We start from the raw sequence: 23,159 nt of genomic DNA on the forward strand, positions 1-23,159 counted from the left end.
TATTATATTTGGTCTACAAATATAATTCTTTTCTTTCCAATTCTTGCAAATATTTGAAGAATTTGCAAGAATTAGCAAGAAAAGAATGTGATATTGAGAAATGTGTACTTGCTAAGTAATATCATTAATAGACTTATTGTTTCCTTATCCATTCAATGATATCTTTCAAGACTTCCGGATTGATTGTTTCTTCCAACTGCCCGTATTCGGCCAATGTTCCTTTTTTGCAAGTCTGAAACAGGTGATTTAAGTTCGGATAGGCTTTGACTGTTACATTTTTGTTTCCATTTCCGGTGATTCTTTCCTGAATGGTAGCAAGATTCATGGCGGCATCCACTTGAATATCCTTTTCTCCGTTCAGAGCCAGAACCGGACATTTTAGTTTCTTCAAATCCTGGGCCGGGTCATATCTCATAAAATGAAGATACCACGGAGAAGTCATCGAACTGATTTGTGCGGATAGTTGCTGGATGGTATTCAGGTCTTTCAATTGTTCGGGCGACATTGTTTTTGTAACGTCTGCATACAGTTCTTTCTGCAACTCTTCGGGAGTTTTGTCTGTTTGTTGCAGTATGGCATATCTGTTCCGTATTGAAGGCTTCATCCCTTGCCAGACGACATCCGGCATTCCCTGGGATTTAGAGATTAACTCAACCTGCTTCAGCATCAGACTGTCGCCTCTTACACCAGCTCCTGCCAATGAAACGACAAATGCAATGGAGGGGTCTTTGGCAGCGACGATGAATGCAATGATTCCGCCTGCGCTATGTCCGATAATTCCGATCTTCTTTGCATTTATTTCTTTTCTGCTGCGCAGGTAATTCACCATTGCTTCCGTATCTGTGGCAAAATCTTCATTGGTAGCTGTTGCGTGAGTACCTTGTGAGGCGGCAGTACCCCTGTCATCACATCTAAGCACAGCAATTCCATTCCGGGTCAGATAATCGGCGATGACAAAGAAAGGTTTGTGTCCCATGATTTCTTCATCCCGGTTCTGCGCACCGCTTCCCGTCACCATTACCACTGCCGGAAATTTAGTTCCTTTTTCGGGAAGAGTCAATGTTCCGGCAAGGTTAATTCCATCCCGTTCATTCCTCACGGTGACTTCTTCACTTCTGTAAGGGAAAGGCGGTTGAGGCTCCTGCGGACGTTTGGGGCGGCTGGCTTCTCTCTTTTTCAAATTCAACGGAAGGGGCATCCCTTGCGTAAATGTTCCGTTGATTGTGTTATCACTGTTCAGCTTTCCTTTGTACGAAGCATGAATCATAGGTATCTGGATAATTAAAGTAGAATCATTGAAAGAAGTGGTCTGTGTCTTGATACCGTTGGCTCCCTGGTCGGGACTGTCCAGTGTGGTCACATAAGCGCCTTGTTCCGTTTGACTGATATGGAATACAATAGTCAATGAACCGGTGGGAAGGGAAAGTTTTCCGTGCCAGGCTCCCGAAATATCTTGGGCGGATAAGGAAGAGGATAAAGCCAGCCCTGCCAGTAATAAGACGAGAGTTCTCATTTTTGTTTTAAATACTGCTGTTTTCATTTTATAGTGATGATGATTAGGGAATTAGAGTTCAGTTTTTACGTAATATTCGAAATACTTACATTCGTACACGGCCTCCTTGAAGAACTGTGTATCGCTATATGATTTTTTTAATTGACGGAAATAGCTGTCCACTTTCTTTTCGTCATCCGACCTGCTGAAATCAGGATTAAGGATATTGTTCCAGTTACTCCACCAGTTTTGGGCATAAAGATCCATTGTACAGGAAGAGGCCATGAACAGTGCGCGTGCTTTATATTCGCGGTCGGTGAAGTAGGTGGCAGCTTGTTCATACAGAGCGAGGGCGTTCTCCATATTATCGACTATCATATATTCCTGGGTGAAGTCTCTGTAATTATACTCTTTGCTGTAATCAGGAATGGAGTTTGGGCCTGTTGTGCCGTATGAGACGTATGCAGACCAATAGTAGGAGTTGTCTGTGAAGTATGCAGGAATATTTCTGTAATAACCGGTAGGAGATATGTTATAATAATAGTTGGCCAGCATATAGGCAGCCCGTGCGCCTTTTTCCGTCATCATCTGGCTTTCCTTTTCCAGTTGCATCAGGGCGGCGGTCAATGTAGCCTTATTGTGTTCTTTGTTCAGATAGGGATACTGTTCGTACATCACGTCCGTTAGTTGTGAAGAGGCAGGAACGCTGAATAGTCTCTTGAATCCATTGCTGAATATCAACGGGGAGATTTCCGAATAGCCGTTGAAATCATCCGAGGAGATACCCGTAGGGATATATTTCTCTGTTTCATAATCGTATTTATAGTGAGTGAGGCTATAGGATTCCGGAACTTTGGCAAACCATTTGGCTGCTTCTGCAAAGTTATTCATGCGTAGGTAATAAGTTCCTTTCAGTTCGTAAAGCTGGGTTAATAGCGTCTGGTCATTCTCTTTCCCGGCATTTGCCAGAAGCGAATTGATAATATCCGGGTCCGGATTTTGCCGCAGGTTCTCTATGCGGTTGTGGGTAAGGAATGCTTTGCCGTAGTCTTTCTGCATTTTATAAAGATGACCGACAATTTCGTTGATAAAGTCCTCATCGGCATGGCTTGTTTGCAGGTATTGCCGGATGTTTTTTTCTTCATCTTCACCGATAAATTTCAGTTGTGCCAGGTAAAGACTGAATTGGGTACGGCTTTTTTGTTTCAGCAATTCGGGCTTCGTGGTCTGGAGGGAGTCGATGAATGTGGCTGCCTGCCGGTAATCTTTGCAGAGGAAAGAGATATGTGCATGGTAGAGAGCCCAAAAGTCTTTGTCGCCCACTTTGGGGTGATTCATTACCGCTTTGATTATCTGCTGTGCACGCTCATATTCTGCGAGTACTTTTCCGGAAGGTTGCATGAATGAACTTGTGTCGTCGGTGGCATCCGAATGACTGTAGCGCGTCAGAATATCCCTTTCCATCTTGTTGATATACCGGATGGCGAGCAGCTTGATATAGGGTGATTCAGGATATATATTCAGGATATTTTCCACTTCTTCCAGTTCATTGGAGAACGTATTATAACCCCGGAGTGCATACATGGCTGCTTTCTCCCGATTGTCTTTACACCAGGACATTGCTTCGTTCCAGTCTATTTCGTTTTGTATTTTGAAGCTGGTATAGGCTGTTTTTTTCCTGTTATCCGAATGGTCGAACACACGGGAGTAGAGGTAGTTGGCATTTGCCAGTTTACCTATGTTGTAGAGGGCACCGGCTGTCTGTTCGAGGGCGGCGTAGTAGATGTAATGTTCCTGTTTGAGAGGTTTCACGTATAGGTTGTACATTCGGATAGCTTCGTTGTTCTTATTTCGCATATAGTGTGCCAGGCGTACGAGTTGGTAGCCGTACCTTAGTTTCAGTTCATCGTATGGGCAGTTCCGGTAGAGTTCCAGTCCTTTGTCTTTGTAGTGGGTGTATGTTTCTTCAGAGGGGGAGGAGGTGCGTTTCATTTCCCACCAGTCGCCGTTATTCGATAGTTGGGCGTATGGCTCCAGTTCTTTCGCATATTGCAGGTAGGTAAGGGTATGCTTTCCTGCATCTGTCTTGTTCAGGGCGGTGATGTATGGGGAAGAAGGTTGCTTCAACGACTGGTAGGAAGCGGTGTAAAGCAATGCTTTGAACTGCTCTTCATTCATGTCCTGAAGGGTTTTGTTCTTCTTGAAGAATGTCATCCATGCGTTTATATTTTCGTCGGGCTGCTGTTGTTTCCCGTCCGGGTCCATGTCTTCTCCGTAGAATGCATCATCCGTCGTCAGGAGGAAAGGTTGCAGGCCTTTGTTCTCGAGAAGAAGCTGGTCGAAAAGGTTATAGTAGTTCATATAATCGTAAAAATCGCCTCCGCATCCGTTGACGTAGGAGTGGAAGGGGAGTACGGTTATGGCAAGTGTGGCGATAAAGCGTTTCAGATGTTTCATGAGAAAGTGTTTATGATGTTGATTAATTGTTCGGTAGAATATTGCTTGATAATCTCTTTGTCCAGGTGGTAGAAAATGATTTCCCTGTTTTCCTTTCGTAGTTTTTTGCGCAGGAGTTTGGCCGCTTCGAGCAGTGTTTCCGGGCTGACTTCTTCTACTTTAAGTTCGTAGTCTTTATTCACCCATACTCCGTTTATATAGTGCGATTGGAGTATGGAGTAAATATCGTCTTTCGTTGGTTGGTAATAGTCGGGGCGTGCGTCGATGGTAGCTTTGCGGACTCCGTTTATCAGTTTAATCTGTCCGAACGGATTTCTCACGATTCCCCAGCTGTAGAGCGGCAGTGCGATGTCCAGATGCAGCGGATAGGAACCGATCTTTTCGATGTATGAAGCAGCGTCTTTATTGTTTAATATGGTATTTTTATTCTCGAAATCCGTAGGTTCGGATGAAGCGTAGTACATCAGTGTTCCCTTATCGACGGGAGGTATTCCGGTTTTGTCTTTGAACTTGATCTGATGGAGGCGGATGGTGCAGCTTATCGGGACTCCTTTCCTTAGCTTGCGGATGTGGTTCAGGAAGTTAAAATAGTTTTCTTTTGTCTTTTCCGTCCAGTCGCAGTCGAACTGATATTCGGTCGGGAGATGGTTGAAATGCAAGTGGTATAAGGTATCTATCCGGTCGGCACAGTTGCGGGCAAGTTTTTCTATATCAGCGGCAGTACATTGCCGGATTGCCTTGTTGGTGATAAATATAACGGGGACTACCTCTTGCTGAAAGCCGGGACTACCCAAAGAAAACGAAGGCGAATAGTCTGCCGTAGGGAATACCCCGTTTCCTTTGTTGTCTACATCAAACATCCGGGCGTATATCTTTTTGGCTCCGAGTGTATTCAGGTAGGCAGTATCCGCATCTTGTACGCTTAATTTGCTTTTCCATATATAAAATGCGGGAGTATTGGTATGTTCATTGGTGCATCCGGACAGGCAGATGAGTAAAATAGCCAGTTGTAGTAGTTGAGTCTGCATATATTATCGGGTATCTTGGCTCATTAAATTGTATTCCGCAAGAGAGGCAACCAAGATATTGCGAACAAAGTTATGAAAAAAAGATGCTTTTGCAATCGAAATGCGGAAGTAATTTGTCTATTATCTGTAAACTCACATAAAGCCCCTGATTGATATATATGCTACATTCGATTCATAAGAATAATTGCAGGATGGACATTACTCCTCATTATTAAACATTTGTTCTACACAAATAAATAAGTGGTGGCTAAATTTGCATCGTTATTAACTACATAATATTATGAAAAAGATAATCTATCTAGTTCCTACGTTGTCTTTAGTAGGTTGTACCTCACAGCAAGTAGAAGAAAAGCCGAATGTGATTGTGATTCTTGCCGATGATCTGGGATTTGGCGATGTCAGCGCTTATGGCTCTACTACGATTCATACTCCGAATATCGACAGTCTGGCTCATGGCGGAGTTTGTTTCACGAACGGATATGCCACTTCGGCAACTTCTACTCCCAGCCGTTATGCTTTGATGACCGGAATGTATCCGTGGAAAAATAAGGATGCAAAAATCCTGCCGGGAGATGCTCCTCTTATCATTAATGAAAATCAGTTTACCTTGCCGAAGATGATGCAGCAATGCGGTTATGTGACCGGAGCTATCGGAAAGTGGCATTTGGGGATGGGAGACGGCAATGTCAACTGGAACGAAACCGTCAAACCGGGTGCCAAAGAAATCGGTTTCGACTACTCTTGCCTGATTGCAGCAACCAACGATCGTGTCCCGACAGTTTATGTGGAAAACGGTGATGTAGTGGGACTTGATCCGGCCGACCCTATCGAAGTGAGTTACGAACATAATTTTGAAGGCGAACCGACTGCCATCTCTCATCCGGAGATGCTAAAAATGCAGTGGGCACACGGACACAATAACTCTATAGTAAACGGAATTCCCCGTATTGGATATATGAAAGGCGGACAGAAAGCCCGTTGGAAAGACGAGGATATGGCCGACTATTTTGTAGATAAGGTAAAGAACTTTGTTACTGAACACAAAGATGCTCCTTTCTTCCTGTATTATGGCTTACACGAACCTCACGTACCTCGTGCTCCCCACCAGCGATTTGTGGGCAAAACAACGATGGGGTCTCGTGGCGATGCCATCGTTGAGGCAGACTGGTGTGTCGGCGAACTGCTTGCCCACTTGAAGAAAGAAGGATTGTTGGAAAAGACACTGATTATTTTCTCCAGCGATAACGGGCCGGTTCTGAATGACGGTTACAAAGACGGTGCTCCCGAATTGGCAGGCGATCATCTTCCTGCAGGAGGTCTGCGCGGAGGTAAATATAGTTTGTTCGACGGTGGTACGCATATTCCTCTGTTTGTTTATTGGAAAGGAAAGATTCAGCCGGTCGTGTCCGATGCACTGGTTTGCCAGGTAGATATTCTCGCTTCTCTGGGTTCGATGATACATGCCGATTTGCCGGGAGGTTTGGATAGTCGGAACTATCTGGATGCATTCTTCGGAAAAGAGCAGACTGCCCGCAAAGATGTAGTGCTGGAAGCGCAGGGACGTATGGCTTATCGTTCGGGCGACTGGATTATGATGCCTCCTTATAAAGGTTCCGAACGAAACCTGACCGGAAATGAATTGGGTAATCTGGGTGAATACGGTTTATTCAATGTAAAAGCCGACCGGACTCAACATCAGAATGTGGCGGCACAACAGCCCGAACTTCTGGACTCTCTGAAGCAGAATTTCTTTGCTGAAGTGGACGGTTATTATCGCAGTGAAGTAGAAGAAGAACCATTAAAATAAGGTCAAATGTTTATTCTGAACATAAATCCCGTTGATAAAACAATCGTTCTATTCTACCGGAGTTTATTTCTCTACCTTTGTTCTGTTCGATGTCGGACAATTAACCTTGAAGTATGTATATGAAAATGAAAGCTTTTTTAATGTTTGTATTGCTGTTCTTATGTTCGATGGGAACAAAGGCGCAGGATTTGGGGGCGAACTATAATGAAAATATAGATTACCCGATTACGGAAATAGAGATGTTGAAACAGTCGAAAGTGACTTGGGTGAGAGGATTTGTCAATATTCCCAATCTGTTTCTTCAGAATGAGAACGGGAAGATTGTTGGTGTGAAAGAAAATGCCATCAGGACACATATTCCTACATTGAAATTTATTCAGGCCAAGAAAGCCTTGGGCGATCGTGTGAAATTTATATTGAGCCTGAAAATACCTTTTGAATTATATACTGACACGGTTCCCAAAGTAGGAACTAAGGAGATGGAGTACATATTTCAGGCAACAGAAGTATTACTGAAAACCTATGATATGGCGAAGAATATTGAAATACTTGTCATGGGTAACGAACCGGAATGGGAGAATGCATTAGATACCGATCTCTGTCATGCGGATGGTGAGGATTATCGGGCATTTCTGAATGAATTTGCCAATCGGCTGACTACCTGGAAACAGGCTAATGGATGGACATTTGATATTTATGCCGGAGCATTGAACCGTGTATCCGAATTGCCGAAGAGCGAAACGGTACCTGCGGTAGTCTCTGTGGTTAATAACAATCCTAATGTTGTAGGGCTCGACTTACACGTTCACGCATTGAAAATCAACCAGGCGGAAGATGATTTCCGTATTATCCGCGATAAATATGGTGTAACAAAGAAACTGATTTGCACGGAATTCTCTATGGTACGTGCTTTAAATCCTCATGTAGCCGACGCACTGGGAGAATGGGGAACCAAGCATGGTTATACGGCCGGGATGAAAATTTACGAATACCTTAATCTGATAGCTGAAAAAGCTAATGCCGGTACACCGGTCAGTGCAACCGAGTTCAAGAGCCTTTTTGAGAGTTATTCCTGGTATCCGAAGAATTGGTATAAAACTTTTTATGAGGTGTTCAAGAAATATGATACGTATGCCATTACCGGACGTTTTAGTGTGGTTCCCGGTGGAGCGAGAGCTGTTTACGATGCGAAGACTGAAATGTGGGAACTTGGAGGAATTTATTTTTCCCGTTATTTAGGACTGGATGCAGACGGATTCTACAATCCCAATCCATTGCTGTATCCCGATTTCATCGCTGCCCGGGATGGATTGGCAGTTTCCAGCCTTGTCGGAGGGCAACGGGAATTGTTCATTCGTTGGGGGAATGGAGCCGATAAAACAGGTATATTGTCAGTAACAGATGAAAATGGAACAGAGGTAGTACGTCGGTCGCTTGATTCGGAGAATGACTATACATTGGTTGAAAATCTTGTTCCCGGAACTGCCTACCATGTAGCATTGCTGAAATCGGATGATGCCGTGTTGTGGAAGGATGATGTTAAGACCAAGTCTGTAACAGGAAAGTTTCCTTTGTTGAAATATCAACAAGTGGATGAATATATGTTAGTACAACTATTAAATTTGCCGGCTGATGTCTCATCTTATAAAGTAAAGCTGGATGGACAGGAAATCAATATAGTGAATAAGAACCTGAACGGACAAATACTTACCGCCGAAGTGACTTATAAGGATGGATCGGTAGAAATATTGTCGACAACTATTAGAAAGTAATTATCTTAAATTTATTCGCTTATGAAAGTAATATATGTAGTGTTGGTATGTTTGTTGGCTTTCACCTCTTGTGCGGAGACGGAATATGCCGAAAACGGGGTTGATAAGAAGAATATAACAGGATATACCGAAGTTGGGTTTTATAGTTTGGATGGAATTTGTACTTTTACAGAGCAGGAACAACTTCAGGCTGCAATTAATCCTAAACGGTTGACTTATCGCCTACAAAATTCGGATCAAAGCAAATACATTCATGTGAAGTTTGACGGGAAGCCCACGGCTGTTGGTCAAAAGATAAAGACTGAATTCTCATTCCAAGGAGTTTCTTTCCTCAAAGAAGGGATGGAGATGGAGGTAGTTCGTATAGACGGAGATAAAGTTTGGTTGTCAGGAGATAACGTCGGTATAGTAATCCCTGTTTTTAATAATTAAAAGAAAGATATTATGAAAAGATACATTCCTATTGTAGCGTCATTAATGGTGTTTTCGTTGATATCATGTGGTGAAGTCATGGATCTGACACAGCCGGAAAAGGCTGAAGTTACCTATTCCAATATTACCTTGTCGCTTTATCAGACAGGCAAATATGATTTATATCTGGATGAGCCGGAATACCAATATAACATTATGGTGGAGAAAAGCCATTGCGAAAAAGAAGCAAAGGCGGAATTGGCTGTTGTCGATGCCAAAGAGTTTGGTGAAGAATATCACCTCTTACCTGTGGAATATTATGATCTGGATGGAAGTAATTTTAATTTTAAGGGGGACGATGTCCTGCGTATGGTAAATTTGCGCTTCCATGATTTAGGTACGCTTGACGGATCAAAGAAATACGTTCTCGGTTTGAAACTGGTTTCCGACGATCTTGCAGTCAATCAAGAGAAAAGTACAATGACTTTCTTCCTGCAACAGAAACAGGGAGAAATCGACAACCCTTATACCGTGGCGACAACGAGCGACTTGATAACTCTCGGAGAGAAACTCAAAGATGGTAAGACGATCTATGCCAAGATAGAGAATGATATTGATTTGCAAGGTGTAGACTGGCAACCGATAGAGACCTCGGTTTCCAAACAACTTGTATTGGATGGAGGCGGACATACGATTCGTAATCTGAAAGTAAATACTTCCTCTTCTGTTAATCAGGGATTCTTTGGATTGTTGGTTGGTAAGTGTTCCAATATAAACTTTGAAAATGCGCAGATTACAGCCAATCAAAAGTTGACAGGAGTTCTTGCCGGACATGTTGGAAATGCTTCAGCGGCAGGAGTTGTTGAAAATGTACGGGTATCTGGTACGATAAATCTGACTTCAGGAACAGGACCGACTGCTTGGGAGAATGGACAAGCTGGTGGTATATGCGGAAGAATTCAAGGAGCGGAAAGTAAAATCTATCAATGTTCTTCAGAAATGAGTATTAATGCTACATGGTCTGCTGGTGGTATTTGTGGAGAAGCAAAAGGAGGCGCTACTATTACTCAATGTTATTTTGTAGGAGATATTGTCACAAAGTCATGTGTTGGTGGTATTGTAAGCAGGATGTTTCAGGGTACTGTTACTCATTGTTATTCATCAGGAGTGGCTAAGTCCTATCCTAATGTTACACCTCCGAATCCCGGAGCTGGTATTGCAGGACTTGTAGAGCCGAGCCCAACAGCGCTCATCTCACATTGTTACTCTGAATGTGAAATTGCTGCTCAAAATCAAGTAGGAGGCATTTTGGGACTTGCCAATAAAGGAACAGGAGTAACAGTGACACGTTGTGTGGCTTGGAATTCTTCCTTATATTCGAATGGTGCACCTAAATCAGGAAGAGTATGCGGACGTTTCGATAAAAATGAGGCAAATAATTGTTATGCCAATCCGAATATGGAGTGCCGTTTTTCAGCTAATACACCTGCAATAGTAGATGAGGTAGTTCCAAATTATTCGGCAACTGTTAATGGTGCTGACCGTTATAACGGACTTTCTACCATACCTACTCTTATGGCAGCAGTAAAGGCTCTTCAATGGGATGAGTCTATTTGGGATCTTTCAGGAGAGAAGCCTCGTTTGGTTTGGGAATTGGCTCAATAAATGGTTTTATAAAATAAATCGTAAGAAATATGTTTATGAAAGAATGTAAGACTATCCAAAAAGTAATTTTCATATTAGCGGTGATATGTGTATCTATCACCCAATCATGGGCGGATTCATGGAAAGAAATATTCTTTGCCGATCCCACTATCTTTGTGGAGAACGGAAAGTATTATCTCACAGGTACACGCAATCGGGAACCGCAGGGTTTTGCTATCCTCGAATCGACCGACTTGAAGCATTGGACTGTGCCTAATGGAAAAGATTTGCAACTTATATTGAGAAAGGGAGACCAAGCTTTCGGTGAAAAAGGCTTCTGGGCACCTCAATACTTTAAGGATAAAAGAACTTATTATTTCACTTATACCGCTAATGAGCAAACAGTAATTGCTTCCTCAAAATCGGTATTCGGACCTTTCCGGCAGAAGGAAGTCAAGCCGATAGACGCTTCCGCTAAGAATATAGACTCTTTCCTATTTAAGGATGATGATGGGAAGTACTACCTATATCATGTCCGCTTTAATAAAGGTAATTACCTTTGGGTAGCCGAGTTTGACATAAAGAAAGGAAGTATCAAACCGGAAACATTGAAACAATGTATGGACTGTACGGAGCCTTGGGAAAAGACTCCGAACTATAAGTCTGCACCGGTGATGGAAGGACCGACTGTTATGAAGTGGGACGGGGTATATTACCTCTTCTATTCTGCCAATCATTTTATGAATATCGACTATTCGGTAGGTTATGCCACTGCTTCTTCCCCTTTCGGTCCGTGGAAAAAGCATCCGAACAGTCCGATCATTCATCGCAGTCTCGTAGGAGAAAACGGATCAGGACATGGAGATGTATTTAAAGGTCTGGATGGAAAATATTACTATGTTTACCACGTTCATCGTTCAGATTCCACCGTGTCCCCTCGTAAAACACGTATTGTTCCGCTCATCCTGAAGAAAGGAAACGATGGCATATACAACATCACCGTAGACAAAGAGCACGTCATAAAGCCAATGTGGAAATGATTTGTTCAGAAATGTAGTAGAGAAATCTATTTTGCACATTTGTACGAGTTTTGAGGATAATCTTCCTTTTCATTTGAAGATTTTCCCGCTTAATTTGTGTCTTGAGATAAAGAATTTGTTAACAGTTAAAAATAATGTTTATGAAAAGAGACAGACTTTATTTTTCTTTCTTATGTCTTTGTTGCTTTTTGTTTTGTGCGCTGGACGTGCAGGCACAACAAGATTATTGGAAGGGACAAGTGAAGGATGCAGTATCTGGTGAACCGATGATTGGCGTCAGTGTTCGCGTGAAAGGTACGGGAAGCGGTACGATTACTGATTTTGACGGTAATTTTACTGTGAAGGCATCGAAAGGAGACATACTTGTCATTTCTTATGTGGGTTATAAAACTCTGGAACTGGATTTAAAGAATAAAACGACTTTAGGAGTAATCTCTTTAGGAGAAGATACGGAGACACTGGAAGAAGTAGTAGTGGTTGGATACGGTGTACAGAAAAAGGTATCCAGTGTCGGTTCCATTGCTACTGCAAAAGGAGATGATTTATTAAAGATAGGTAGCGTGAACTCCGTTTCCGAAGCCTTGCAAGGTCAGATGCCGGGTGTGGTTGCCATCAATTCCACTTCAAAGCCGGGAGCCGATAAAGCTTCTTTATTGATTCGTGGTAAGTCTACTTGGGGAGAAGCGGAACCACTGGTATTGGTGGACGGTATCGAACGTGACTTCAACGATGTAGATGTGAACGAAATCGAATCTATTTCTGTACTGAAAGACGCTTCGGCAACTGCGGTTTACGGTGTGAAAGGTGCGAACGGCGTTATCTTGTTGACAACCAAACGCGGACTCGAACAGAAACCGGAAATCTCATTCACAGCTAACTTCGGTTTTAAACAACCTTCTGCTGCTCCTGAATGGTCTGACTATGTGACCTCTATGAAACAGTATAACAGAGCCCAGGCTAATGATGGTAACTGGGGAGCAATGGTTCCCGAATCTACCATTACCGCATGGGAAAATGCGTATGCTACCGGAAATTATGGTCCGTATAACGATGTCTTTCCCGAAGTGGACTGGTGGAAAGAACTGGTAAAGAATGTAGGTTATGAACAGGCTTATAATCTTAATGTACGCGGTGGTACGAAGAAAATGAGTTATTTCGTATCTTTGGGTTATTTGCATGACGGAGATATTTTTAATACTACCAAACAAGAGGATTTCGATCCTTCCTTCTCCTACCGTCGTTATAACTGGCGTAGTAATTTCGACTTCAATATCACAGGTACTACTAAACTTTCGTTCAATGTGGCCGGTAAGATGGGTTATCAGAACCAACCGTCTTATTATGAGAATGTTGATTCTCCGGATGAGCGCTTTTTTAAAACGTTTTTCACGGCTCCAAGTAATGAATTTCCGATTAAATATAGCAATGGAATATGGGGGGACGGGTTAAGTTCCGATCAGAATATAGCCTGTCTGATGAACGAAGGAGGTAGTCGTAATATCAAACAGCATCAAGGTTTCTACGATGTAATCTTGAATCAGAAACTAGACTTTATTACAAAGGGGCTATCATTGAAAGCATCGTTGTCTTATACTACTTCTTCATCATGGACCACCCAGTTGATGCCGGGTAAGGTTTTGGGTAAAGACGATTTGGTTGCCCAGCGTACGCATATTCGTATTAATCGTGTGTATGATTACACGAATCCTATTTATAATGCTGACGGAACAATTACTTATAATTATACCGAGAAACGCTATCCGGATGAAAATGCTCCCGGAGATTTACCTGTTGGTGGTGTTTATGACGGATTCAAGGCTTACGGACGTAAACTTTATTACGAATTAGCATTGAATTATAGTCGTCAATTTGGCGATCACGATGTAAGTGCCTTATTTGTGTTTAACCGTAAGATGAACGAATCGACCAATACTGCTAATTCGGGTGTGATGAACTTCCCGGCTTACGAAGAAGACTGGGTAGGCCGTGTCACTTACAACTTCAAAGAGCGTTATCTTGCTGAATTTAACGGTGCCTACACTGGTTCGGAAAAATTTGCTCCGGGACGCCGTTTCGGATTCTTCCCCTCTGCCTCTATTGGTTGGCGTATCAGTGAAGAACCATGGGTAAAGAAATTGACCAAAGGTGTACTGACCAACCTGAAAGTGCGCTATTCGTATGGAGTAGTTGGTAATGATAAAGGTGCTACCCGTTTCAACTATATTCAGAAGTTTGAGCAACTATCTGCCAATGCGCAGTTTGGTAAATATCAGACCAGTAACTGGGGACCTTTGTACAAAGAAGGAAAACTGGCCGACCCCGATGCTACTTGGGAAGAATCTATTAAGCAGAATATCGGTATCGAAATAGGTTTGTGGGGTAAACTAAACTTTACTGTGGACTTGTTCGATGAAAAGCGTAATAACATTTTGATGACACGTAATACGATTCCGTCATGGGCCGATAGTGGTATTGCTTTTCCGCAGGTGAATCTGGGTAAGACTAAAAATCACGGTCTTGAACTGGATATTGCTTGGAACGACCGTATCGGAAAGTTTAATTATTACGCGAAGTTTAATTTTGCAACCAGTGAGAACCGTGTTGTCTTTATTGATGACCCGAAGAATCAGAGCGAATATTTGAAAAAAGCCGGAAAGTCAATCGGATATGTGAATAAATACCTGGCAACAGGAAACTTCCAGTCATTGGATGATATTTATAACTCGGCGCAGTCCACTATTGCCAATGGTACACATAATACATTGATTCCGGGAGACTTGTATTACATCGATTATAATGGTGACGGCATGATTGATGCTAAGGATATGGTTCCGATGAAAAACCTGAACTATCCGACTACTACCCTCGGATTTACATTGGGAGGTTCTTACAAAGGAATCGGATTCAATATGTTGTGGTACAGTGCTATGGACGTTTATAAAGAAGCGATTCCTTCCTATTTATGGGATTTCCCGGAAGGTAATATCAAGGCTCAACCAAATACGTTGAATACATGGACAGCCGATGCTCCGATTCAAAGCGGTCCGGTTCGCCCCAGTATTCATGTTCAGAGAAGTTATAATTCGGTGGCCAGTACATACACATATACCAACCATGCTTATCTTCGCTTGAAGAACCTGGAAGTGAATTATCAGATTCCGAAGCGTTGGTTGCAGCCTCTACGTCTGACAAAACTGCAAGTATATGTCAACGGTACCAATCTGTTGACGTTCTCAAAAGGTGATTCCCGCCGTGACCCCGAACATTCGGGACAGAATGTTTATCCGGTGGTGAGACGTTATAACATTGGTTTTAGATTAGGATTATGAGACACTTTAAATTTACTGATATGAGAAGACATAAGTTGAATTGGATATGGATCATTCTATTGGGGCTGTTTGTAGGAAGCTGTGAGGACTATCTGGACCGCTCTCCTGATGACGGACTTTCCGAAGATGATGTTTATAAAGATTATAGCAGTTTGTTAGGGTTCATGGACCGCATCTTTCAAAATGATGATATATTAATCTTTACACATGGTATCAACTCTTATTCGAATACATACGTAACGGTAGGTAATTTATCGGATGAATATGCATCCGTTCGCGATAATGATCCGTCGAAGTTTGTCAATGCAGGTAATTGGCTGGAGAATGCTAGTACACGTTTCGAAATAGGAAGTAAAAGTGACGGGAAGAATAACAAAAGTGCTATTGCTCGTGCCTATACCGGACTTCGTATCGTGAACCGTGTAATTAGTGGAGTCGATCAAGTGAAATCCATCACAGACGACCAAAGGAGAAAACTGTTGGGACAGGCTCATTTCCTGCGTGCCTACTTCTATTTTGAGATTATCAAACGATATGGCGGAATGCCCATCTTTGACCAGCTTTGGGGAGCATCGGACGACTTTGACTTTCCCCGTAAAACTTATCAGGAATCCAATGCTTGGATGCAGACAGACTTGGATAAAGCCATTGAATATTTACCTATAAGCTGGCCTGACGAGGAACATGGGCGGCCTGACAGAGTAGGCGCCATGGCATTAAAAGCGATGACACAGCTGTATGCTGCCAGCCCTTTGATGCAGAACGACTTGAATTCTATTGAAAACAAAGGATATGGAAAAGAGATGGCTGCCGAAGCTGCCCGTAGTGCGCAAAAGGCGATCAACGCTATTGAAAGCCACGAATATTATCGCTTGATGAATCACGACGAATATCGTAGTATTCAATTAATGCCTAATTCCAATCAATTCGCACAGCCGGAATACTTATGGTTCCTGCGTTGGCATCATGGCAACTGGTCTGCTTTCGTCAGAGCGCAATGGCTGACACAACCATACGATAACAAGACCGGTGCCGAAGGTACTCCTTATAATGCTCCGACACAAAATGCGGTAGATATGTACGAACGTAAGGGAGCTGACGGCAACTACTATCCAATCACTGATCCGCGTTCCGGCTATGATGCGGTAAAGACTACCGACCCTTACTCGGACAGAGATCCTCGTTTCACTAATAATATCCTCGTGCCCGGTGAGCAATGGGGAAAGAATTTACAGGGTGTTCCCTATTATCTGACTACTTATTCGGGCGGTTACTCCGAGAACTTCATTTCTACCAATCAGTTTACGAGAGGCTCTCAACAGACCGGATATATGTGTAAGAAGTTCATTTGGCCGGAAGCAAGTGTGCCTTTGTTTGGCGAAGCTGGTTTCCAATTATATCGTTTGGTGGCTGTGTACATTCGTGTTTCGCAAGTTTATCTGGATATGGCAGAGGCTTCATACGAAGCGACAGGTGATCCGGATGCAGTCGTTACGGGTTGTACGATGTCGGCCCGTCAGGCTTTGAATAAAATCCGTGTAAGAGCCGGAATCGGTGAACTGCCGGATGGAGTTGACTTTAGAGAAGCTTATCGCCGGGAACGTGGTGTGGAATTGATGTTCGAAGGACACCGCTGGTATGATATCCGCCGTTGGATGATTGCTGAAGACCTGTTTAAGGGTGAATATCCGATCATGGGTGTCAAAGCAACTCCGATCAACCATTCTTATACGGCCAACCAGTTGAAAGAGGATAAAGCCTGCACTTATAAGTTGACCGACTTTACTTACGAGTATGTCCCGGTGAGGACAGCCGTACGGACGTTTAACAAGCGTAATTATTGGTATCCGCTACCGATGGATGAAGTGGCGGCTTTGGATAATCTTCAACAGAATCCCGGATGGTGATACCTATAAATAAAGAAAAGTATATGAGAAACAAGATTAGATATATAAGACTGATAGGGCTCATATTTGTCCTTATTGTTGGCTCTAGCCTGACTTTCGCACAGAATAAATCAAAGAGAAAGTCGGCGAAGAAGCCTTTGGTGGAAGTAGTTTCTATTGTTACCGACGAGAAAGGTAACCCGTTGAAGAATGTTTCTATCATTTGTGGAGAAGGCGCAGTCGTTCTATATACAGATGCAAAGGGACGTTTTCAGACGAAGGTCGAGAATGACGCAACCGTCATGGTGGAGGCTTTGGGATATGAAGATAAAGTGTATAAGCTGACAGGCAGCAATATCGTTCCTGAAAAGATTGTCCTGAAGAAAGAGCCTCTGTTCCTGACCGAAGAATCGTTGGTGAATAGAGCCGATGGTGGCAAGACGTATAAAGGGAATGAAGTAGGCGCAACGAGCGTACTGGAGAACGGACAGTTCGGAACGTTCCCTGATTTGACGCTGACTAATATGCTGCAAGGTAAAATGTTAGGTCTGCAAGTTCGCTCCACAGTCAGCGGATTGGGTAATAATACGCCTGATTTATTTATCCGTGGCCAGCATGGCATGTCGGAGAATACAGCTATTGTTATCATCGATGGTGTGGAACGTCCGGCAGCGGATTTGATTCCTGAAGAAATCGAACGTATCGAGTTGCTGAAAGATGCCACTGCCAAGATTCTTTATGGGGCGCGTGCTGCGAATGGCGTACTTTGGGTGACTACCCGCAGAGGAAAGGCCAACCGCCGCATTTATAACGCAACCGCCGAAGCAGGTGTGGTACAGATGACGCGTACTCCTGATTTTCTGAATTCTTATCAGTATGCTAATCTGTACAATGAAGCGCGTGCAAATGACGGATTGACTCCTTACTATAATCAGAAACAACTGGAAGGATATAAAAACTCCAAAGGAGCCAATGACCTATTGTATCCGAACGTCGATTTGTACGATCAGCTATTGAACAAAAATGCCAATTACCGGAAAGTATCGTTCGATATGACGGGTGGTACCGACAGAGTGCGTTATGCCCTGATTGCCGGATATGTAGGAGGTAGCGGATTTGAAGATGTCACCTATACTCCGCAGTTACATCGCCTGACTCTCCGCGGAAACCTCGATTTTAATGTAACGGATTTCCTGACTATATCCGCAGACGTTGCCGGACGTATGGAAATGCGTAAATGGGGACAATTGGACTGTGGTCAGGTATTTACTGCCTTGTCTACGCATCGTCCGAATGAATACCCGCTGACTATGTCACCGGAAGAAACCGGACTGGCCAGCTCGGACGGAATTCCTTTGTTTGGCGCAAGTCTGCTTCGTCCGATGAATGCATACGCGGAAACGATGTACGGAGGATATACGGATGAGCGTTATACACGCAGCCAGACCAATATCGGTTTGAAATTTGATCTTGATATGCTGACAAAAGGATTGAAAGCCGGTGCTTTCCTTTCTTTCGACAACTATGATTACCTGCAACTCTCTTTGAGCAAAGTCTATCCGACGTATGCCATCAAGACATATCGTGACTTTGCCGGTGAGGAACAAATTATGTACACCCAGATGAAGAAAACAGATGTAGCCACTTCACAAAGCCGGAAGTCGACTACCTTGCAACAGACATTGGGTTGGAATGCTTTTGCCGGTTATGAGAATACATTCAACCAAAAACACGATGTATCGGCACGCCTGACTTATATGTACTCGAAAACAACCAATCAGGGAGTGACCCAGGATATCATCAATGCAAACTACGCATTGCGTCTGAACTATATGTATGACCGCCGCTATGCTGTGGAAGCCGACATGGCATTGATGGGAAGCAACCGTTTCAAATCGGGAGATAAATACTTCTTCTCGGCAGCAGGCGGCCTTGCCTGGATTCTAAGCAATGAAGATTTCCTGAAAGACAATGAATACGTGAACTTCCTGAAACTGAAAACCAGTGCCGGTATATTGGGCTATGACAGAAGCACGGAACATTTATTGTATGAACGTGCCTGGTCGCAAGACGGCAGCTTCCGGTTCGGAACAACGAACAACGGTGCTACGGCTTACTATTCCACTTTTGTCCGTGCAGGCAATCCGAACCTGAAATGGGAAAAGGCAGCAGAATGGAACATCGGTGTGGAAGGCCTGTTCCTGAACAACCGCTTATATACCGAAATAAACTATTTCCGTGAGAAACATACGGATATCATTGGTTCTGTTGATGCCTCTTACGGGGATTATACAGGCAACTTTACCTACCAGGATAACATGGGCTCCGTCTTGAATCATGGTATAGAAGGAATGTTCACTTGGAGCGACCGTATCAACGACTGGTCTTATTCGGTAGGAGCTAATTTCGTATGGTCTAAGAATAAAGTATTGAAATGGAACCAGGTGAAACATGGTGAAGAATACCGTTATACAGTGGGGCGTTCTACCGATGCTATGATGGGACTGGTTGCCGAAGGATTATTTGGCAAAGATGTAGCCATCAACGGACATGCCCCCCAGACGTTTGCCGATTATCAGGAAGGCGACATCGCCTACAAAGACCTGAACGGCGATAAGATCATTGACGGTCGTGACGTAAAGGAACTCGGAAACTCATTCCCACGTACTACATTGGGCATCGATTTCAATGTAAGTTACAAAGGCTGGGGATTGTATCTTCAGGGATATTCCGAACTGGGCGTTCACACTTGGGCAACAAATGCTTATTATTGGAACAATGGAGAAGGTAAATACTCTAAACTGGCATTAGATCGTTATCATCCGGCAAACAATCCGACCGGAAGTTATCCGCGCCTGACAACCACTGCCGGTGAGAACAATTTCCGCAATTCTTCTTTCTGGTTGAAGAATACAAGCTTCTTCCGTATGAAGAATGTTGAATTGAGCTACACGTTCAATCAGTTCTCCCCAAGTTCGGTCGTGAAGAAGATGAAGGTTTTCGCTCGTGGTGCAAATTTGTTTGTGCTTTCTTCCGTGAAAGATTTGGATCCTGAATTGCTGAATGCCGGTGTGACAAACTACCCGGTGACGCGTACTTTTACAGGCGGAGTCTCTTTTGTATTTTAATTTTGAACAATTAATAGATGGCAATATGAAACATATATTAGGAAGTTGCGTTTTAGCAGGTCTGTTTCTCTTTTGTGCTTGTGACGACACATTGGATACAAAGGTGACATGGCAGATCGGAGACTCTGATACCTGGAGAGTGCCGGAACTTGCTCAAGGCGTACTATATAAAGCTTATAATGGCATAGCCAACCGTCCGGATTGTTTTGACAATAACTTTCTGGATTGTGCTACCGATAATGCAGTGACTAATCTGCGCAGCTCTTCTGTCTATAAATTAAATATGGGTGGGATGACAGCGTTTAACAACCCGATCGGAAACTGGAGTAATGCGTACAACATGTTGAACTATGTAAACTCCTTCCTCGAAAACGGCTTGACCGACCAAGTGCAGTACAACCGCACCGACCCGGAAGTGGACAAGCAAATCAAGCTGCGTCTGGAAGGTGAATCGTATTTCCTGCGTGCATGGTGGCATTTTGAGCTATTGAAGATGTACGGCGGAAAGGCGAAGAATGGAAAAGCGTTGGGTATTCCGTTGGCAGATCATTTTATTTCGCAGGATGAGGCCGCGCAGAACGGTGAATTTCTTCGTCCTACTTATCAGGCAACAGTTGATTTTATCGTCAACGATTTGGATAATGCCATCGAGTTATTGCCGAATGTGTATCAGGGAGATGACCTGGAGTTTGGTAATACACAAATCGGCCGTGCCACGAAAGCGGCGGCAGCTGTTCTGAAAAGTCGTGCGCTTTTATATAGCGCAAGCCCTGCCATGCAGGATGATGATGTGACGAAGATCACCGGCATGGGACAATTCGAAATACTGAACCCTACGGTTTACCAGGCAAAATGGGAAGCGGTAGCCAAAGAGATCAATAAGATTCTGGGCATGGAAGGTTTCGGAACTTATGTTCCTGTTACAGCTTCCTCCATTGCCGATGTGCAGACCGAAAGTTCCGATTATGCTTTCCGCAAATATTTTAATAGTAATCTACTGGAAGGCCTTCATTTCCCGCCATTCTATTATGGAAGTGCCCGTGCCACTCCTTCTCATAATCTGGTAAAGGCTTTTTATGCGAAGAATGGTTATCCGGCAACCGATGTCCGTTCCGGTGTCGATCTGTCTGATCCTGATTTCGATCTGACGCAGCTTTATGCCGTACTGGATAATCGCTTTGCACTGAATGTCTACTATCATAGTGCTACATTTGGCGATTCCGGTCAGCCGTTGGATATGTCCGAGGGTGGAAAAGATTCTCCTTCGTTTAGTGAGAATGCTACACGTACGGGTTATTATCTGGCTAAATTCGTTTCCAAGAAATCGGCTATGCTGAATCCGATTCAGACCTTAAACTCGGTTCATTACAATCCTTTGTTACGAAAATCGGAAGTTCTTCTTAACTTTGCCGAAGCTGCTAATGAGGCTTGGGGCAACCCGACGGTGAAAGCCGAAGGATGCCTGTATTCTGCATACGAAATATTGAAAACAATCCGTTCGCAAGCCGGGGGTATCAATTTTGATCTTTATCTGGATGAAATGGCTCAAAGTAAAGACTCGTTCAGAAAGTTGATTCAGAACGAACGCCGCTTGGAATTTACTTTCGAGAATCATCGTTATTTTGATATGCGTCGTTGGGTATTACCGTTGAACGAAGAGGTGGAGGGCGTTGCCGTTACCCGCAAGGAAGATGGTACATTCAGCTTCAAAGTACAGAAAGTGGAACAACGGAAATATGAAGTGAAAAACTATTTCATGCCGCTACCGTATGCAGAGCTGGAAAAGAATAAGAATCTAATGAATAATCAGGGTTGGGAATAACGTGCTGTTGATATAAATACTTATTTACAATGAAAAGACTAAATATATTATGGATAGGGCTGATAAGCGTTCTGATGACTGCTTGTTATGACGATTATGAAAAGGACTACGATAAGAGTTCTGTGTACTTTGCTTCGCAAAAACCTTTGCGGACACTGGTAGCCGATACAGATATGTCGATAAAGGTAGGAGTGGCTATTGGCGGTAAAAGAGAGGTGCATACCGATGATTGGGCTACATTCGAGATCGATCCGTCTTTATTGGATGGTACGGGCTTGACACTAATGCCGGGAAACTATTATCAGTTGGCTAATCCGAACAAGATGACGATCAGCAACCCGAACCTGGCAATCGCAGATGTGAAAGTGACTTTCTCCGATGCTTTCTATGAAGACAATGCTGCTTTGAACAAGCACTATGCAATCCCTTTCCGGTTGGTCGATCATAATCAGGATGAAATTAGTACTGATGTGAATGGTAATTTGAAGGATTACAGTATTGTAGTTGTCAAATTTGTCAGCCAGTATCATGGTACCTACTTTGTGAAAGGAAAAGTTACCAATTTGTCTACCCAGCAGGTTACTGAATACAGTAACAAGGATTTGAGTCAGAATATGACCCGCGACTTTGTTTCGTTAGGTAGAAACAAAGTACGCAGACCGGGTTTCGGAAACACATTGGAAAACAATGAGTCGGTGAATCTGACAGTCAATCCGGATGGAAGCGTCAATATTGAAGCCGGAGGAAGCGTCGCTATCACAGATGCATCCGCCACATTAGATCCTGCAGCCGAATCATTGGAATTTGTAGGGAAACAGCCTAAGTTTACCCTTTCTTATAAGTACACGAAAGGTGGCGTCACTTATCAGGTTGACGAGGAACTGATTCGTCGTCAGAATCCGGAAGCTGATTTACGCTTCCAGGAATGGTAGAATAGGTATGAGTTGATTATAGATTTCTATTGCTCGCCGGTAATTAGCTACATCAGTGAATGTTGCAGATTAATTACCGGCGATATCTTTTTCTGTTGGGCGTAGTTGATTTACAATATATACCTACTTGCCCTGTTGGCTATTAATAGCTAACTTCCTTTTGATATAGACCAAACTTCTTTTTGCCGGTTGGATAACTTCCTTTTTCTTCATTCCAAACTATAATTGCAAGCTTTGTTTTTATAAATGCAAGTTCCGTTTATAAAAACAAAGCTTGCAATTATATAAACGGAACTTGCGTTTATAGTTTGAAATAGGGCAAAGACAACTTTACTATGAAGGGAAGAGATCTTTGCAAAGGGAGCAAAAGAACTTTTCTATTAATAGTTGACACGTTGTCTAAGGGTAGGT

Annotated in this window: 13 protein-coding genes; 10 read left to right on the plus strand and 3 right to left on the minus strand. The window is 43.3% G+C overall.

Translation table 11 applies throughout. The features are described 5' to 3' along the window. Window positions 1–133 precede the first annotated feature (133 nt). The 3 genes from DW173_RS15705 to DW173_RS15715 are packed head-to-tail and all read right to left on the minus strand — an operon-like array spanning window position 134 to window position 4,977. A complete protein-coding gene (locus DW173_RS15705) occupies window positions 134–1,540 on the minus strand; it encodes an alpha/beta hydrolase family protein (RefSeq protein WP_120144736.1) in 1,407 nt (468 codons plus the stop codon). A 24-nt stretch (window positions 1,541–1,564) separates the two neighbouring features. After that, on the minus strand, window positions 1,565–3,949 hold the full coding sequence (locus DW173_RS15710; RefSeq protein WP_120144737.1) for a hypothetical protein: 2,385 nt from the start codon (window positions 3,947–3,949) through the stop codon (window positions 1,565–1,567). Continuing rightward, on the minus strand, window positions 3,946–4,977 hold the full coding sequence (locus DW173_RS15715; protein ID WP_120144738.1) for a hypothetical protein: 1,032 nt from the start codon (window positions 4,975–4,977) through the stop codon (window positions 3,946–3,948). Before DW173_RS15715 ends, DW173_RS15710 begins: the two co-directional genes overlap by 4 nt. 280 nt (window positions 4,978–5,257) lie before the next feature. On the opposite strand from DW173_RS15715, the gene DW173_RS15720 reads away from it, so the two are divergent. From DW173_RS15720 to DW173_RS15765, 10 genes are all read left to right on the plus strand, one after another. Continuing rightward, window positions 5,258–6,784, plus strand: coding sequence for a sulfatase-like hydrolase/transferase (locus tag DW173_RS15720; protein ID WP_120144739.1), 1,527 nt, complete (start codon window positions 5,258–5,260; stop codon window positions 6,782–6,784). A gap of 113 nt (window positions 6,785–6,897) precedes the next feature. Next, on the plus strand, window positions 6,898–8,556 hold the full coding sequence (locus tag DW173_RS15725) for a hypothetical protein (RefSeq protein ID WP_120144740.1): 1,659 nt from the start codon (window positions 6,898–6,900) through the stop codon (window positions 8,554–8,556). A gap of 21 nt (window positions 8,557–8,577) precedes the next feature. Beyond that, window positions 8,578–8,988: a hypothetical protein gene (locus DW173_RS15730; RefSeq protein ID WP_074556622.1), complete on the plus strand. Its 411-nt coding sequence runs from the start codon at window positions 8,578–8,580 to the stop codon at window positions 8,986–8,988. Window positions 8,989–9,000: 12 nt separating this feature from the next. Further along, window positions 9,001–10,632 (plus strand): DUF1735 domain-containing protein, encoded by a 1,632-nt coding sequence (locus DW173_RS15735; protein WP_120144741.1) that lies wholly within the window; start codon window positions 9,001–9,003, stop codon window positions 10,630–10,632. Window positions 10,633–10,667: 35 nt separating this feature from the next. Then, entirely contained in the window at window positions 10,668–11,651 is a 984-nt protein-coding gene (locus DW173_RS15740; protein ID WP_118408732.1) for a glycoside hydrolase family 43 protein, read from the plus strand. Window positions 11,652–11,791: 140 nt separating this feature from the next. Beyond that, window positions 11,792–14,980 (plus strand): SusC/RagA family TonB-linked outer membrane protein, encoded by a 3,189-nt coding sequence (locus DW173_RS15745; protein WP_120144753.1) that lies wholly within the window; start codon window positions 11,792–11,794, stop codon window positions 14,978–14,980. A gap of 20 nt (window positions 14,981–15,000) precedes the next feature. After that, entirely contained in the window at window positions 15,001–16,887 is a 1,887-nt protein-coding gene (locus DW173_RS15750) for a RagB/SusD family nutrient uptake outer membrane protein (protein WP_049701418.1), read from the plus strand. A gap of 23 nt (window positions 16,888–16,910) precedes the next feature. Beyond that, on the plus strand, window positions 16,911–19,994 hold the full coding sequence (locus tag DW173_RS15755) for a SusC/RagA family TonB-linked outer membrane protein (RefSeq protein WP_120144754.1): 3,084 nt from the start codon (window positions 16,911–16,913) through the stop codon (window positions 19,992–19,994). Window positions 19,995–20,019: 25 nt separating this feature from the next. Next, complete coding sequence (locus DW173_RS15760) at window positions 20,020–21,816, plus strand: RagB/SusD family nutrient uptake outer membrane protein (RefSeq protein ID WP_065539872.1); 1,797 nt, start codon at window positions 20,020–20,022, stop codon at window positions 21,814–21,816. 29 nt (window positions 21,817–21,845) lie between these two features. Further along, window positions 21,846–22,748, plus strand: coding sequence for a BT_3044 domain-containing protein (locus DW173_RS15765; RefSeq protein ID WP_049701417.1), 903 nt, complete (start codon window positions 21,846–21,848; stop codon window positions 22,746–22,748). Window positions 22,749–23,159: the final 411 nt, after the last annotated feature.

It is taken from the genome of Bacteroides sp. AM16-13 (assembly GCF_003602705.1).
In the GTDB taxonomy this organism is placed as follows: Bacteria; Bacteroidota; Bacteroidia; order Bacteroidales; family Bacteroidaceae; genus Bacteroides; species Bacteroides xylanisolvens.